General features: G+C 69.8%; 15 protein-coding genes. 4 read left to right on the top strand and 11 right to left on the bottom strand.

Features of this window, described 5'->3' with window-relative positions; translation table 11 throughout:
* Positions 1-172: 172 nt before the first annotated feature.
* A complete protein-coding gene (locus tag ACFY1P_RS33525; RefSeq protein ID WP_361524367.1) occupies positions 173-628 on the bottom strand; it encodes an Lrp/AsnC family transcriptional regulator in 456 nt (151 codons plus the stop codon).
* Between the two features lie 133 nt (positions 629-761).
* Here ACFY1P_RS33525 and ACFY1P_RS33520 point away from each other — a divergent pair, with 133 nt between their 5' ends.
* A complete protein-coding gene (locus ACFY1P_RS33520; protein WP_275898584.1) occupies positions 762-896 on the top strand; it encodes a hypothetical protein in 135 nt (44 codons plus the stop codon).
* On the opposite strand, the gene ACFY1P_RS33515 is transcribed toward ACFY1P_RS33520, so the two are convergent.
* The 3 genes from ACFY1P_RS33515 to ACFY1P_RS33505 form a co-directional block, all read right to left on the bottom strand.
* Positions 893-1,600: a UbiX family flavin prenyltransferase gene (locus ACFY1P_RS33515; RefSeq protein WP_361524370.1), complete on the bottom strand. Its 708-nt coding sequence runs from the start codon at positions 1,598-1,600 to the stop codon at positions 893-895. The genes ACFY1P_RS33520 and ACFY1P_RS33515 overlap by 4 nt on opposite strands.
* 69 nt (positions 1,601-1,669) lie before the next feature.
* Positions 1,670-2,587, bottom strand: a complete 918-nt coding sequence (gene mqnP, locus ACFY1P_RS33510) for a menaquinone biosynthesis prenyltransferase MqnP (protein WP_390752782.1) — start codon at positions 2,585-2,587, stop codon at positions 1,670-1,672.
* Positions 2,588-2,666: 79 nt separating this feature from the next.
* Positions 2,667-4,118: a menaquinone biosynthesis decarboxylase gene (locus tag ACFY1P_RS33505; RefSeq protein ID WP_361524375.1), complete on the bottom strand. Its 1,452-nt coding sequence runs from the start codon at positions 4,116-4,118 to the stop codon at positions 2,667-2,669.
* 87 nt (positions 4,119-4,205) lie between these two features.
* Here ACFY1P_RS33505 and ACFY1P_RS33500 point away from each other — a divergent pair, with 87 nt between their 5' ends.
* Together ACFY1P_RS33500 and ACFY1P_RS33495 are read left to right on the top strand one after the other, a co-directional pair.
* A complete protein-coding gene (locus ACFY1P_RS33500; RefSeq protein WP_361524377.1) occupies positions 4,206-4,514 on the top strand; it encodes a PLD nuclease N-terminal domain-containing protein in 309 nt (102 codons plus the stop codon).
* A gap of 215 nt (positions 4,515-4,729) precedes the next feature.
* Positions 4,730-6,157 carry an alkaline phosphatase family protein gene (locus ACFY1P_RS33495; protein WP_361524379.1) on the top strand — a complete coding sequence of 476 codons (1,428 nt, stop codon included), beginning with the start codon at positions 4,730-4,732 and terminating at the stop codon, positions 6,155-6,157.
* A 62-nt stretch (positions 6,158-6,219) separates the two neighbouring features.
* Here the strand turns inward: ACFY1P_RS33495 and ccsB are convergent, their stop codons facing one another.
* The 7 genes from ccsB to hemL form a co-directional block, all read right to left on the bottom strand.
* Positions 6,220-7,377, bottom strand: coding sequence for a c-type cytochrome biogenesis protein CcsB (gene ccsB / locus ACFY1P_RS33490; RefSeq protein WP_390752781.1), 1,158 nt, complete (start codon positions 7,375-7,377; stop codon positions 6,220-6,222).
* Positions 7,374-9,122, bottom strand: a complete 1,749-nt coding sequence (locus ACFY1P_RS33485; protein WP_361524385.1) for a cytochrome c biogenesis protein ResB — start codon at positions 9,120-9,122, stop codon at positions 7,374-7,376. Before ACFY1P_RS33485 ends, ccsB begins: the two co-directional genes overlap by 4 nt.
* Before the next feature lie 3 nt (positions 9,123-9,125).
* Positions 9,126-9,899: a cytochrome c biogenesis CcdA family protein gene (locus tag ACFY1P_RS33480; RefSeq protein WP_390752780.1), complete on the bottom strand. Its 774-nt coding sequence runs from the start codon at positions 9,897-9,899 to the stop codon at positions 9,126-9,128.
* A 4-nt stretch (positions 9,900-9,903) separates the two neighbouring features.
* Positions 9,904-10,527: a TlpA disulfide reductase family protein gene (locus tag ACFY1P_RS33475; protein ID WP_361524388.1), complete on the bottom strand. Its 624-nt coding sequence runs from the start codon at positions 10,525-10,527 to the stop codon at positions 9,904-9,906.
* A gap of 100 nt (positions 10,528-10,627) precedes the next feature.
* Positions 10,628-11,839 (bottom strand): hypothetical protein, encoded by a 1,212-nt coding sequence (locus tag ACFY1P_RS33470; RefSeq protein ID WP_361524465.1) that lies wholly within the window; start codon positions 11,837-11,839, stop codon positions 10,628-10,630.
* A 169-nt stretch (positions 11,840-12,008) separates the two neighbouring features.
* Positions 12,009-12,713, bottom strand: a complete 705-nt coding sequence (locus ACFY1P_RS33465) for a histidine phosphatase family protein (RefSeq protein ID WP_390752779.1) — start codon at positions 12,711-12,713, stop codon at positions 12,009-12,011.
* A gap of 20 nt (positions 12,714-12,733) precedes the next feature.
* Entirely contained in the window at positions 12,734-14,047 is a 1,314-nt protein-coding gene (gene hemL / locus ACFY1P_RS33460; RefSeq protein ID WP_390752783.1) for a glutamate-1-semialdehyde 2,1-aminomutase, read from the bottom strand.
* A 274-nt stretch (positions 14,048-14,321) separates the two neighbouring features.
* Between hemL and ACFY1P_RS33455 the strand changes: the two genes are divergently transcribed.
* Positions 14,322-14,891, top strand: coding sequence for a hypothetical protein (locus ACFY1P_RS33455; protein ID WP_361524392.1), 570 nt, complete (start codon positions 14,322-14,324; stop codon positions 14,889-14,891).
* Positions 14,892-14,902 lie beyond the last annotated feature (11 nt).

Raw genomic sequence — 14,902 nt, 5'->3', positions numbered from 1 at the left:
TCATCGGACTCGTAGAGAGCGATACCGTCCTCGCGCGTCAGCCGCTCACCCGCGTGAACCTTCTCCTCCAGCTCACGCTTCAGCCCAGCGTCCATGCGTCCGCCTCTCCAGTCCATCCGCTCATCGCAACCTGATCGAGCGTACTCCCCCGCTTTCGGGCGGTCTGTGCCCCCTACGCCTCTTCGGGGAGCTCGCCCACGCGGTTCTCCCACTTCGTGGAGAGCACGATCGTGGTGCGCGTGCGGCTCACACCCTTGGTCCCGGACAGCCGCCGGATCGTGCGCTCCAGGCCGTCCACGTCGCCGACGCGGACCTTGAGCATGTAGGAGTCGTCGCCGGCGATGAACCAGCAGTCCTCGATCTCCTCCAGGTCCCGCAGCCGCCGCGCCACGTCCTCGTGGTCCGCCGCGTCGGAGAGCTGGATGCCGATCAGCGCCGTGACGCCGAGGCCGAGCGACGCGGCGTCGACGGTGGCGCGGTAGCCGGTGATCACCCCGGCCGCCTCCAGGCGGTTGATCCGGTCCGTGACGCTGGGCCCGGAGAGGCCGACGAGCCGGCCCAGCTCCGCGTACGACGCCCGGCCGTTCTCCCGGAGGGCCTGGATGAGCTGCCTGTCCACCGCGTCCATTGCCTGGAACCTTTCAAATAATGAGCGAACTCGCCGCATTGCATGTAGAATCTAAGGCATACAGGGGTTCACACCCTGTGATTTCTCGCAAGATCCGCTAGATCAACGACGATCCTTCAGGAGTGATCTTCCCGTGTACACGATCGAGATGGCCTACGCCCGTATGCGCGAGCTGCAGGACACGGCCAACCGCTCGCGTGCCCATCAGTTCGCCGAGCGTCGCGCCGAGGCCAAGGCGGCCCGCACCGCGCGCGCCAAGAAGCGCTAGTCCCCGGAACGGGAGCGCGCCTCACCCAGCTCTCCCTTCCACCGGCGGTACAGCTGGTGCGGCACACCCGCCGCGTCCAGCACCCGCCCCGCGACGAAATCCACCAGATCCTGGATGTGCGTCGCACCCGCGTAGAACGCCGGAGAGGCGGGCAGCACCACTGCGCCCGCCTCGTCGAGCGCCACCAGCTGCTTGAGCGTCTGACCGCTCAGCGGCGTCTCGCGCACCGCGACCACCAGCCGGCGCCGCTCCTTGAGCATCACGCTCGCCGCGCGCTGCAGCAGATCCTTCGAGAGCCCCAGCGCCACCCCGGCCACACAGGCCGTGCTCGCCGGGACGATCAGCATTCCCTTGACGGGGTACGAACCCGACGACGGCCCCGCCGCGAGATCCCCCGCCGGCCAGTACCGCACGTCCGTGAGGTCGGCCTCGAACGTGTGCGGTTTCCCGTCCGCGCCCAGCTCCAGCCAGTCGCGCAGGTCCTCCCGCCAGTGCGCGTCGCGGAACTTGATCCCGGTCTCGTCCAGCAGCGTCAGCCGCGACGCGCGGCTCACCACCAGGTCCACGGCCTCACCGGCCGCCAGCAGCCCCCGCACCACGGCGGCGGCATACGGCGTCCCGGACGCGCCCGACACCCCGACCACCCAGGGCCTGCGGCCCGGGGCCGGGGTGTCGTGTGCGGCTGTCTCTTCGTACGGCTCCACGGTGTCGAGCCTATCCGCAGCGGCGCGCCACCCAGCGAGCAGCGGGCCGGGGCGAACCACCCGGACGAGTTACCAGCCGAGGCCGCGCTTGACGAGGTCCAGCAGCGCGAAGACGAAGAGCACGATGCCGATCACGCCGTTGACCGTGAAGAACGCCCTGTTCAGCCGGGACAGGTCGTGCGGCCGGACGACGGTGTGCTCATAGACGAACGACGCCGCGGCGAAGCCGAGACCCACCCACCAGAAGACCCCCGCGTCGATCGCGAGGCCGTACCAGACGAGCAGGCCCGTCGTGATGACGTGACACACGCGAGCACCGTGCAGTGCCGCCGGGACGCCGAAGCGCGCCGGGGTGGACTTCACGCCGTGGACCCGGTCCGCCAGCACGTCCTGGCAGGCGTAGATCAGGTCGAAGCCGCCGATCCAGATGCCCACGGCCAGGCCGAGTATCACCGCGGTCCAGGACCACTCCCCGGTCACCGCCAGCCACGCGCCGACCGGACCCATCGCCTGCGCCAGGCCGAGGATCGCGTGCGGGAAGTTGGTGAACCGTTTCCCGTACGGGTAGACCACCATCGGGACCACGGCGACCGGCGCGAGCGCCAGGCACAGCGGGTTCAGCAGCGCCGCCGCGCCGAGGAAGATGACGACGGCGACCAGCGCGCCCGTCCACGCCGTCCGCACGGAGACCGCGCCGGTGACCAGCTCGCGCTTGGCCGTACGGGCGTTGCGGGCGTCGATCTCCCGGTCGATGATCCGGTTGACGGCCATCGCGAAGGTGCGCAGGCCCACCATGGCGACGGTGACCAGGAGCAGGCGCGTCCAGTGGACGTCGCCGTACTCCTGGAACATCGCGGTGAGCGCGGCGATGTACGCGAAGGGCAGCGCGAAGACCGAGTGCTCGATCATCACGAGGCGCAGGAACGCCCGCACCTTGCCGGTGGAGGGCGCGGGTCCGGGGCTCAGGACCCCCTCGGCAGCACTCACAGCCCGTACTCCGGTTCACCCCCGCGGAGGCGGGGAAACCCCGGATCCGCACCGCCGCTCCGCATGATGGACCTGTTCCTCACAGCCCGTACTCCTTCCAGCGCTTCGTCACCCGATCGGCGACTTCCGGATCCGACTCGACCATGTGCGGCCACCCCCCGTCCCGCGTATAGCCCTCCTCGGGCCACTTCGCCGTCGCGTCGATGCCCGCCTTGCCGCCCCAGAACTGCTGGTAGGAGGCGTGGTCGAGGTGGTCGACCGGGCCCTCGACGACCGTGAGGTCGCGCGCGTAGTCGGTGTTGCCCAGCGCCCGCCAGGACACTTCGTGCAAGTCGTGCACGTCGCAGTCGCTGTCGACCACGACGATCAGCTTGGTCAGCGACATCATGTGCGCGCCCCAGATGGCGTGCATCACCTTCTGGGCGTGCTTGGGGTACTTCTTGTCGATCGAGACGATCGCGCAGTTGTGGAAGCCGCCCGACTCCGGCAGGTGGTAGTCCACGATGTCCGGCACGATGATCTTGAGCAGCGGCAGGAAGAACCGCTCCGTCGCGCGCCCCAGCGGACCGTCCTCGGTCGGCGGGCGGCCGACCACGATCGACTGGAGCAGCGGGCGGCGCCGCATCGTCACGCAGTCGATGGTCAGCGCGGGGAAGGGCTCCTGCGGGGTGTAGAAGCCGGTGTGGTCGCCGAAGGGGCCCTCGGGGAGCATCTCCCCCGGCTCCAGCCAGCCCTCGATGACGACCTCGGCGTTCGCCGGGACCTGGAGCGGCACGGTCTTGCAGTCGACCATCTCGACGCGCTTGCCGGAGAGGAAGCCCGCGAAGAGGTATTCGTCGATGTCGCCGGGGAGCGGCGCGGTCGAGGCGTAGGTCACGGCCGGGGGGCAGCCGAAGGCGATGGCGACGGGCAGCTTCTCGCCGCGCTTGGCCGCCACCTGGTAGTGGTTGCGGCTGTCCTTGTGGATCTGCCAGTGCATCCCGATGGTGCGCTTGTCGTGCCGCTGGAGGCGGTAGAGGCCGAGGTTGCGGACGCCGGTCTCGGGGTGCTTGGTGTGCGTGAGGCCGAGGTTGAAGAAGGAGCCGCCGTCCTCGGGCCAGGTGAAGAGCGCGGGCAGCTGGTCGAGGTCGACGTCGTCGCCGGTCAGCACCACCTCCTGGACCGGTGCCTCCTTGACCTTCCGCGGCGGCACGTGGGCCATCGCGCCCAGCTTGCCGAACGCCTCGCGGACGCCGACGAAACCGTGCGGCAGCTCGGGCTTGAGCAGCCCGCCGATCTTGTCGCTGATCTCGTCGTAGGACTTCAGGCCGAGCGCCTTGAGCAGCCGGCGGTCGGTGCCGAAGACGTTCATGGCCAGCGGCATCGCCGCGCCCTTGACGTTCTCGAAGAGCAGGGCGGGCCCGCCGGCCTTGTTCACCCTGTCGACGATCTCCCCGATTTCCAGGTACGGGTCGACTTCGGCCTTGATGCGCTTGAGGTCACCGTCGCGCTCCAGCGCCCGGAGGAACGAGCGTAGATCGTCATAAGCCATGCGTTCCAGTATCAAGCACGGATTACCCTGGACCCGTCACGGGGGCCGGGTCCGGCCCGTACCGCCGCACTCGGGGAGCCCGCCAACATGCTCAGGTATCTGCCGTCACTGCTGGTCCTGGGCCTGTGGATCTACGCGTTCATCGACTGCCTCAACACCCCCGAGAACGAGGTGCGCGGCCTGCCGAAGATCGGCTGGGTGATCGTGATCCTGCTCTTCGGCGGCGTGCTGGTCGGGCCCGTCGCCTGGCTGCTGGCGGGCCGTCCCCGCCGCACGGAGCGGCTCGGCGCCGGCGGCCGGGACGGCGGGCAGCGGTGGGTGGCCCCCGACGACAACCCCGAGTTCCTCCGCTCGCTGCGGCGCGAGGACCCGAACGGCGGCGGCACGCAGGGCTGACGCCCGGAAATACGCTGCCGTACGGGCTAGCGCCGCATCACCCGATGGGGTGGAACTCCCTCGTACATACGATGACCTTTTCTCCCAACTGGCGCCTCTTCACTGCCATTTGACCCACCGTTCACGCACCCCCTCCTGCCCCGGTCACACCTGTGCCGGGAGAGTCGGCCGGGTCACACTGTGGCCTCACGCGACTCCAGGGAGAGGGGCACGCCATGCCCGAGATGACCCGACGCAGACTCCTCGGTGCGGCGGCGGGAGCGGTGGGCGGCGCCGCGGCGCTGTCGCTGCTGCCGCCGAGTGTGCAGCGGGCGATCGCTGCAGGACCGGCCCGGCGCGGCGCGCTGCGCGACATCAAGCACGTGGTCCTGCTGATGCAGGAGAACCGCTCCTTCGACCACTACTTCGGCACGCTCAAGGGCGTACGCGGCTTCGCCGACCCGCACGCCATCAAGCTCCCGAACGGCAAGAGCGTCTTCCACCAGCCGGACGCGAAGAACCCCGACGGCCACCTGCTGCCGTTCCGGCTGAACACCGCCAAGTCCAGCGCCCAGGCGATCCCCACCACGAGCCACGCGTGGGAGGTGCAGCACGAGGCGTGGAACGGCGGGAGGATGGACCGCTGGCTGCCCGCCCACCGCAAGGCGGACGGCGCCAACGCGCCCTATGTGATGGGCTACCACACCCGCGAGGACATCCCCTTCCAGTTCGCGCTCGCCGAGAACTTCACGCTCTGCGACAACTACTTCTGCTCGGTCTTCGGACCCACCTGGCCCAACCGGCTCTACTGGATGACGGGCACCATCGACCCCGGCGGCACCCACGGCGGCCCGGTGATCGACAACAGCGCGCCCAAGCCGTACCGCTGGACCACCTACGCGGAGCGCCTCCAGGCCGCCGGCGTCAGCTGGCGCGTCTATCAGGAGGAGGACAACTACGAGTGCAATCTGCTGGAGGAGTTCCAGCAGTTCAAGAACGCCAAGCCCGGCAACCCGCTGTACGAGCGCGGGATGCGCCGGCAGCCGGCGGGCACCTTCGAGGACGACGCCCGCAACGACCGGCTGCCCACCGTCTCCTGGCTGATCCCCACCGCCGGGCAGTCCGAGCACCCGGACTATCTCCCGGCCGCGGGCGCGGACTACGTCGCCAGGAAGATCGAGGCCATCGCGGACAACCCCGACGTATGGGCGAAGACCGCGTTCATCCTGAACTACGACGAGAACGACGGCCTCTTCGACCACGTGCCCCCGCCGGTGCCGCCCCGGGGGACGGCGGACGAGTTCGTGGGGGGCCTGCCGATCGGCGGCGGCTTCCGCGTGCCGTGCATGATCATCTCGCCCTGGACGGTGGGCGGCTGGGCCGCCGGGGAGCCCTTCGACCACACCTCCTGCCTGCGGTTCCTGGAGGTCGTGACGGGCGTCAAGGAGCCCAACATCAGCGCCTGGCGCCGCCGGGCCTTCGGCGACCTCACCTCCGCCTTCGGCTTCCCGCGGCCCGCGCCGCGGCCGCCCGCCCTGCCCGGCGACACCGCCAAGCAGCTCGCCCAGGCCAAGTGGGCCGTCACCCACCTGCCCAAACCGAAGCTGCCGGGCGCCGGCCAGAAGCCCCCGCAGCAGGAGAAGGGCACCCGCCCGCGCCGCTGACCCCCTGCGCGACGACGGCCCGCCCCCTGGGAGGGGGCGGGCCGTCGTGGCGTGCGGAGCGGTCAGACGCCGGCGTAGGAGTGCTTGCCGGTGACGAAGATGTTCACGCCGTAGTAGTTGAAGATGTAGCAGGCGAACGCGGCCAGCGCGATGTACGCGGCCTTGCGGCCCTTCCAGCCGGCGGTGGCGCGGGCGTGCAGGTAGCAGGCGTAGGCGACCCAGGTGATGAAGGACCAGACCTCCTTGGGGTCCCAGCCCCAGTAACGGCCCCACGCCGCCTGGGCCCAGATCGCGCCCGCGACGATGGTGAAGGTCCACAGCGGGAAGACGGTCGCGTTGATGCGGTACGCGAACTTGTCGAGCGTCGCGGCGGCGGGCAGCCGGGAGACCGGGTTGTCCGTGCCCTTGGCGACCTTGGCCTTGAAGCGGGCCCACTTGCGGTCCTGCGGCAGCTCGGCGAGGTAGCGGTCCACGCCCGGGCCCGTCCGGCCCGCCAACAGGCGCGTCTCGTAGCCGTCCCGGATGAGGTACATCAGCGTCGAGCACGCGCCGACCCACAGGGCCGCGCCGGAGATGATCGCGCAGGAGACGTGGATCCACAGCCAGTACGAGTGCAGGGCGGGCACCAGCTGGTCGCTGTCGGTGTAGAGCACCGACAGGGCGAGGCCCAGGTCGAGCAGGATCGTGGTGGTCAGCGGGAGGCCGAGCCAGCGCACGTTCTTCTTGGCGACCAGCAGGGCGAGGTAGACGGCGACGACGACCATGCCGAAGGTCGTCGAGAACTCGTACATGTTGCCCCACGGCGCCCGCTCCACCGACAGCGCGCGCGTGAGCACCGCGCCCGCGTGCAGCAGGAAGGCGAGGACGGTCAGGGAGATGGCGACGCGGCCGTAGACGTCGCCCTTCTCGCTGGTGCCGGCCGCGCCGGGGCCGTCGGGGATGTCCCGGCTGCCGACGGCGGACCGGGTGACGACCTTGGGGCGCTCCAGCACGGCGGTGCCGCCGCCCTGGGCCGCCGCCTTGCCGTCGCCTGTGGCCGCGGCCGCCTGCGCCTCCACCGTGATCGCGGCGGCGGTCCGGCCGACCGCGCTGCGGCTGCCGAGCACCCACTCCGCGATGTGCGCGAGGAAGGCCAGGGTGTAGACGGCCATGGCCGAATAGATCAGCACATTGCTGATGTGCGCCAAGTTCTCGTTGGCTGCGGCAGCGATCGACGTCACGCGCGCGCTCCTTCGGAGGAGGATTCAGCGGAATCCGCTGGCTCGGTGGGTTCTTCCGGCGCCACGGGCGGGGCGTCGGGCGTGAGGGCGGCGGCGAGGTCGGAGATCTCGTCGGGCAGCTTCGCGGACTCGCTGCGGCCGAGGCCCGCCATCTCGACGACCGTCCGCCCGTCGGCGCCGCGGACGGCCCGCACCCACACGCGGCGGCGCTGGATGAACAGCGACCCGGCCACGCCGACGAGGGCGGCGACCGCGCCGACGAGCGCCATGCTGTTGCCGGGCTGCTGGGAGACCTGGAAGGTGGCCCAGGGCTTGATGCCCTCGAACTTCAGGGTGCCCGCGCCGTCGGGGAGCGTCATGGTGTCGCCGACCTTGAGGTTCTGCGCGAACGGGTTCTTGCCGTCCGTGTCCTTGAACTGCTTCATCTTGGACACGTCGAGCTGATAGACGCTCTGCGGCAGACCGGAGTTGATGCCGAGGCTGCCGCGGTAGGCGGTGAGGACGAGGCGCGGGTTGTCCAGCGCGGGGAACTTCGAGGCCATCGGCATCGCCGGGTCCTGCGTCGGCACGAAGAGGCCCTTGAAGCCGAGCTGGTTCTGCTTGCCGTCCTTGTCGCGGTAGTCCGGCACCTTGATGACCGTGGACTCCGTGATGTTGCTGTCCAGCGGCAGCGAGGCCACCGCGCCGCGGTAGGCGATCTCGCCCTGGCCGTCCCGGACGGTGACGACCGGGGCGTAGCCGTGGCCGATCAGATAGACCTTCGAGTCCGCCGTCTCCAGCGGCTCGTTCACCTTGATCGTCTTCTTCTTGGGGGCGCCGTCCGCGCCGTCCCAGTACGTGACCCGGGCCTCGTACGTCCGCGGCGTGCCGCGCTGGGGGCCGGTGCGCTCGTAGGTCCCCTCGAAGCTGTCCATCGTGAAGCCGAAGGGCTGGAGGTCGTCGGAGGAGAACAGGGAGCCCGACTTGAAGTCGTCGTACTGCGTGAGGGTGTTGGCGAACTTGTCGCCCTCGACCATCAGCTTCTGGCCCTCGGACTTCCACAGCTGCCCGGAGGCGAACGCCAGGAGCAGCACGATCAGCGCGATATGGAAGACGAGGTTCCCGGCCTCGCGGAGGTAGCCCTTCTCGGCGGCCACGGCGTCGCCGGAGGCGTCCGTGCGGAAGCGCCGCCGCTTGAGCAGCTTCCCGGCCGCGCCGAGCACCTGCTCGGGCTCCGCCTCCGTGTGCCAGGTCGTGTAGACCGGCAGCCGGTCCAGGCGGCGCGGGGCGCGGGGCGGGCGGCCGCGGAGCTGGCCGACGAACTGCCAGGTGCGCGGGATGATGCAGCCGACCAGGGAGGTGAACAGCAGGATGTAGATCGCGGAGAACCACACCGAGGTGTAGACGTGGAAGAGGCCGAGCTTGTCGTAGACGGACGCGAGGGTCTCGTGCGACTTCTTCCAGTTCTCGGCCTTCACCGCGTCGACGCTGGTCTGCGGGATGAGCGAGCCGGGGATGGTGCCGAGCGAGAGCAGGAACAGCAGGATCAGCGCGACCCGCATCGAGGTCAGCTGGCGCCAGAACCAGCGCACCCAGCCGACGGCCTCCCGGCCCGACCAGGCCAGCCACCCCAGGGCGCCGGGGCGGCGCACGCCGCCGAAGGAGCCGGGCACCGCCTGGCCCTCCTCGGCGGGCGCCGTGGAGAGCTGGGATGCGGCAGCGCCGATGTCCTTGTCCTCGGTGGTGGGGGTGGTTGTCTCAGCCATGTGTCAGACCTCGGGAACGAAGGAGTCGGACCACTGTCGCATGTCGGCGATCAGCTGGTCCCAGGCGCCGGTGAGCAGCAGCACGCCGACCGCGATGAGCATGGCCCCGCCGATCCTCATGACCCAGGCGTAGTGCCGCTTGACCCAGCCGAACGCGCCGAGGGCGCGCCGGAAGGCGAGGGCGGCCAGTATGAACGGCAGGCCGAGGCCGAGGCAGTACGCGAACATCAGCAGCGCGCCGCGCCCCGCGCTGCCCTGGTTGAAGGCCAGCAGCTGGACGGAGGCGAGCGTCGGGCCGATGCAGGGCGTCCAGCCGACGCCGAACATCGCGCCCAGCAGCGGCGCCCCGGCCAGCCCCATCGCCGGCTTCTTGTGGAAGCGGAACTCCCGCTGGCCCCAGCGGGAGAGGAAGCCCATGAAGGCGAGGCCCATCACGATGGTGAGCACGCCGAGGATCTTGGAGATCGTCTTCTGGTGGGCCTGGAGGTCCTGGCCGATGTTGCCGAAGAGCGCGCCGCCGGAGACGAAGACCGCGCTGAAGCCGAGCACGAAGAGCAGGGAGCCGGCGAGCATCCGGCCGCGCCTGGCCTCGGCGATGTCGGAGCCGCTGACACCGGTGACGTAGGAGAGGTAGCCGGGCACGAGCGGCAGCACGCAGGGGGAGAAGAAGGAGACCAGGCCGCCGAGCACGGCGATGGGCAGGGCGAGCAGCAGTGCGCCGCTGAGGACGGTCTGGTTCATGTCCCCGGCGGCGGCGAGGGTGGTGACGGCGGTCACCGGATCACTTCTCCGCGACGAGTGGGTCGAGTGTCTTGCGCAGCTCGTCCTCGGTCAGCGCCTTGATCGCCCGCGCCGCGATCCTGCCGTCGCGGTCGATGAAGACGGTCGAGGGGATCGACTGCGGGCTGAGGCTGCCCTTGGGGAAGCGGAGCAGCAGCTGGCCGCCGGAGTCGTAGAGGCTCGGGTACGGGACGCCGAATTCCTTCTCGAACCGGATCGCCGGGGCGGGGTCGGTGTCGCGGGTGTTGATGCCCACGAACTGGACGCCCTTGTCCTTGTAGTCGTTGGCGACCGTGACGAGGTTCTTGGCCTCGCCGCGGCAGGGGGAGCACCAGGAGCCCCAGACGTTGAGGACGACGACCTTGCCCTTGTAGTCCTTCGCGACGTCGAGCGCCTTGCCCTCCAGCGTCTTGCCCGAGAGGTCCGGCGCGCCCTGGCGGGCGCCCTTGTCATTGACCACGCTGACGCCGCCGGCGCCCTGCACGAACTGGGTCTGGCCGCCGCTCTTCGGGTTGTCACCGGAGCCACAGGCGGTCAGGGTCAGGGCCGCGAGGGCGGTGCAGGCGGCCAGCAGGGTGGTGCGACGGCGGGAATCGATGCGTCGAAGGGCGCGGCAGGCACTCATGTGAAAAGTTTCGCATGGTCCGTTTAGGGATCTTCCGCACCCCCCTCAAGGGCCCCTCCAACGAGTCGGCGCACGGGTGACGGGCCCGTGCGGCGGCCCGTCAGGTGCTCCTGGCGCTCCACTTCTCGCCGACCTCGAGCCGGCGCAGCTTCTCCAGGACGGCGGGGTCCTGAGCGTCGAGCCAGTCGACGAACTGCCGGAAGGAGAGCAGCCTGACGTCCTTGCGCTTCTCGTCGGCGATGTATTTCAGCGCCTCTTCGACGGCGTCCATGTAGATGCCGCCGTTCCACTGTTCGAAATGGTTGCCGACATAGAACGGCGCGCGATTCGTCTCGTACGCGCGGTCGAATCCCGCGATATAGGACTCGGTGGCCTGGCGGCGCCAGTGGTCGTAGTGCTCGGGCGGGCCCTTGGTGGTGTTCTTCGACTGATTGGCGAGGATGTTGTAGTCCATCGAAAGGACTTCGAACGAATGGCCGGGGAAGGGCATCTGCTGCAACGGCAGATCCCACAGGCCGTGCCTTTTGCTGGGCCACACCTGAGTGCCGCCCGGGGAACTCGCGTCGTAGCGCCAGCCGAGTTTCTTCGCGGTCGGCAGGAGATTGTCCTGGCCCAGCAGACACGGCGTGCGGCTGCCGCAGAGTTCCTTGCGGTAGTCGAAGGGCAGCGGTTCGAGGTCCTTGAAGCCGGTGTTGGTCCGCCACTCGGTGACGAAGGAGACGGCCTGCTCGATCTCCGACTCCCAGTCGTCGGCGGTCCACTGGGCGACGGAGCCGGAGCCGGAGCAGAAGTGCCCGTTGAAGTGGGTGCCGATCTCGTGGCCCTCGAGCCATGCCTGGCGGATGTTCTCCAGGGTCGCCTGGATGTGCTCGTCGGTGAGGTAGCCGATGTCGGAGGCGCCCACCGGGTTGTTCGGCGGCTTGTAGAGGTCCTTCTTCGACTCGGGCAGGCAGTACAGCCCGGAGAGGAAGAAGGTCATGTACGCGCCGTGGTCCCGGGCGAGCTTGCGGAAGCGCGGGAAGAGGCCGTTGCCGACCTCGCCCGCGCCGTCCCAGGAGAAGATCACGAACTGCGGGGGCTTCTGCCCCGGCTCCAGCCGCTCCGGCTTGGGCGGCTGGTTGGGCTGCGGCCCGGCGTCGGCGGTGGAGCCGTCGCCGATCGGGCTCGCCTTCGCCCGCTCGCTCGCCTTGGCCGAGGGATCGTGTTTCTCGGAGCCGGCGGGAGAGGAGCAGCCGGCGACGCCGGTCAGCGCGGCGGCCGCTCCCGCCCCCACCCCCATGCCGAGGAGACCTCGTCGGCTGATCTCGCGCATGTCGTCTCCGTCCGTACTCGCCACGCCTCCATACACCTTGTCGTCCATATAAAACGACATTGCGTGAGACGGCGCGTCGAGTACGGCGGTTGCGCGTTTTCGCCGGTCTTTACGGCCCTTTACCCGGTTTTAGGCGAGCGGTCGCGGAGTTGTCCGCAGGGCATTACGCTCAGGCGCCAAATGCCTTGGCCCCGCCCTTTACCGGTTTCGCGCCCGCGAGCAGATGCGCCGGGACCAGATCCCGGGCCGGCTCGCTGTAGCCGACCGACACGATTTTGTCCCCCCTGAAGGTGAACGACGTCAGGCTCGCCAAAGTGCACTGACGTTTACGCGGGTCGTGCCACAGCCGCCGCCGCTCCGCGAAACTGCGCACGATCCAGATCGGCAGCTGATGGCTCACACAGACGGCCTCGTGACCGCGCGCCGCGTCACGCGCCGCGCCGAGCGCGCCCATCATCCGCACGACCTGCTCGACATAGGGCTCGCCCCACGACGGGCGGAAGGGGTTCGTCAGGTACTTCCAGTTGGCCGGCTTCTTCAGCGCGCCGTCGCCGACCCCGAAGGTCTTCCCCTCGAAGACGTTCTCCGCCTCGATCAGCCGCTCGTCCGTCGCCAGGTCCAGACCGTGCGCCTTGGCGATCGGCTGCGCCGTCTCCTGCGCGCGCTCCAGCGGCGAGGCGACCACATGCGTGATATCCCGCCCCGCCAGGTGCTCGGCGACCCGGTCGGCCATCCGCAGCCCCAGATCCGACAGGTGATAGCCCGGCTTGCGCCCGTAGAGCACGCCCTCGGGGTTGTGGACCTCACCGTGCCGCATCAGGTGGACGACCGTGATCTCACTGCCGTCCTCGGCCTTGCCGGCGTCGTTGCTCATCCCGTTGGTCATCCCGTCCGTCATTCCGTCGCCTCGGCTGCCGCCCGCGCCGCGGCCGGCAGCGCCGCCGCGATCCGCTCGATCGCCGCACTGTCATGGGCCGTCGAGACGAACCACGACTCGAACGCCGACGGCGGCAGATACACGCCCTGCGCCAGCATCGAGTGGAAGAAGGCGTTGAAGCGGAACGACTCCTGCGCCTTCGCCTGCTCGTAGTCCGTGACCTCGCGGCCGGTGAAGAACACGGAGAACATGTTCGACGCCGTCTGGAGCCGGTGCGCCACGCCCTCCTTCGTCAGGGCCGCCGTCACCAGGCCGCTGATCTCCGCGGCGACCGCGTCGACCTTCTCGTACGCCGCGTCGTCCAGCAGCCGCAGCTGCGCGAGGCCCGCCGCGGTGGCGACCGGGTTCCCCGAGAGCGTGCCCGCCTGGTAGACCGGGCCCGCCGGGGCCAGATGGCCCATCACGTCCGCGCGGCCGCCGAAGGCCGCCGCCGGGAAGCCGCCGCCCATGACCTTGCCGAAGGTCATCAGGTCCGGCCGCACACCGTCGACGCCGTACCAGCCCGCCTTGCTCGTGCGGAAGCCGGTCATGACCTCGTCCGAGATGAACAGCGCGCCGTTCTTGGCACAGGCCGCCTTCAGGCCCGCGTTGAAGCCCGGCTTCGGCGGGACCACGCCCATGTTGCCCGGCGACGCCTCCGTGATCACACAGGCGATCTCGCCCGGGTGCGCGTGGAAGGCGGCGTGCACGGCCTCCAGGTCGTTGTACGGCAGCACGATCGTGTCGCCCGCCTGCGCGCCCGTCACCCCGGGCGTGTCCGGCAGCCCGAACGTCGCCAGCCCCGAACCCGCCGCGGCCAGCAGCGCGTCCACGTGGCCGTGGTAGCAGCCCGCGAACTTGATCACCTTGGCACGGCCGGTGAAACCGCGCGCGAGCCGGATCGCCGACATCGTCGCCTCGGTACCGGACGACACCAGACGCACCTGCTCCACGGGCTCGACCCGGGAGACGATCTCCTCGCCGAGCGCCACCTCGCCCTCGCCGGGCGTACCGAAGGACGTGCCGCGCGCGACCGTCTCCTGGACGGCGGCGATCACCTCGGGGTGCGCGTGGCCGAGAATCATCGGCCCCCACGAACACACGAGGTCCACATACTCCCGGCCGTCCGCGTCCGTCAGATACGGCCCCGTACCGGACACCATGAACCGGGGCGTACCGCCCACGGCGCGGAAGGCACGCACCGGGGAATTCACGCCGCCGGGCGTCACCACGGCGGCACGGTCGAACAGCGCTTGCGAGACGGGGGCTTCATACGAATAAGGCACTTTGATCCTGACCTGCGGAAACGTAGGAAGGGACGGCGGCTGGCCGCGCGCCCCGGCTGGCAGCGGTGCGAAGCTTCCCTCGCTCGCGACCGGGCGTCAGCCCTCTCGTGTCTGCGAGACTGGGGCTTCATATGGGTAGCTCACGCTAGCCATGGTCTCAGAGCCGTGCACCGAGTCGTCTTCGGGCGTTTCACACGCTGTTCACGGGGGAGGTCTCTGAGACGATGATCGGGTTGCGCGGCGGGGGCTGTGCTGCGTAAAAAAGCGGTCGGGTGGAGATATGCATCGCGGTGGCGGACTGGGCGAGGGCACCGATGACCTGGGGCCCGAGCGAGCCCAGAGGTCCCGCAGGGGGCGCCACAGAGGCCGTCGTGAAGAAGACGGCGCGGGAAGCAGCAGGAGTGGTGGCCGGGTGGGGGTGACCTACAAATACTTCGGGGCGCCCAACAGCGCCGCCGCGGCCAACGTCCCCATCTCCATGCGCCCGGAGGAGCTCGGCGGTGACGAGCTCGGCATGGGCGGCATGTTCACCAAGATCAAGCCGGAGACGGTCGCCGCCATGGTCCTCACCGGCATCGAGGGCATACCCCTGCACAAGGTCCCCCCGCTCGAACTGGTCGTCCTCCACCCCGACTACGCCGTCGTCAAGCTCCCCATGACCGTCGTCGACCCGCTCCGCGGCATCGGCGAGGAGTCCGTGGGCGCCGCCGCCTTCATCTGGTCCACCGTCCCCGACCGCGGCGGCCCGCGCGACGCCTTCAACGTCTATCAGCTGCTCCGCGAATGGCAGGACTTCTCCCACCGCCTGCACGAGAACGGCCACCAGCCGTACTGCCTGGTCTGGCCCTGAGCGCTCCGGCC

It is taken from the genome of Streptomyces sp. NPDC001407 (assembly GCF_042895325.1).
Classification (GTDB): domain Bacteria; phylum Actinomycetota; class Actinomycetes; order Streptomycetales; family Streptomycetaceae; genus Streptomyces.
The sequence above is the reverse complement of the archived record's forward strand: the minus strand, read 5'-3'. Positions and strand labels throughout refer to the sequence as shown.

Bases quoted from the DNA above. Each gene is read 5' to 3' on its own strand.
- ACFY1P_RS33455 (WP_361524392.1), top strand. From the start codon at position 14,322: ATGCATCGCGGTGGCGGACTGGGCGAGGGCACCGATGACCTGGGGCCC.
- ACFY1P_RS33470 (WP_361524465.1), bottom strand. From the start codon at position 11,839: ATGCGCGAGATCAGCCGACGAGGTCTCCTCGGCATGGGGGTGGGGGCG.
- ACFY1P_RS33500 (WP_361524377.1), top strand. From the start codon at position 4,206: ATGCTCAGGTATCTGCCGTCACTGCTGGTCCTGGGCCTGTGGATCTAC.
- ACFY1P_RS33525 (WP_361524367.1), bottom strand. From the start codon at position 628: ATGGACGCGGTGGACAGGCAGCTCATCCAGGCCCTCCGGGAGAACGGC.
- ACFY1P_RS33485 (WP_361524385.1), bottom strand. From the start codon at position 9,122: ATGGCTGAGACAACCACCCCCACCACCGAGGACAAGGACATCGGCGCT.
- ACFY1P_RS33475 (WP_361524388.1), bottom strand. From the start codon at position 10,527: ATGAGTGCCTGCCGCGCCCTTCGACGCATCGATTCCCGCCGTCGCACC.
- ACFY1P_RS33495 (WP_361524379.1), top strand. From the start codon at position 4,730: ATGCCCGAGATGACCCGACGCAGACTCCTCGGTGCGGCGGCGGGAGCG.
- ACFY1P_RS33465 (WP_390752779.1), bottom strand. From the start codon at position 12,713: ATGAGCAACGACGCCGGCAAGGCCGAGGACGGCAGTGAGATCACGGTC.
- ACFY1P_RS33505 (WP_361524375.1), bottom strand. From the start codon at position 4,118: ATGGCTTATGACGATCTACGCTCGTTCCTCCGGGCGCTGGAGCGCGAC.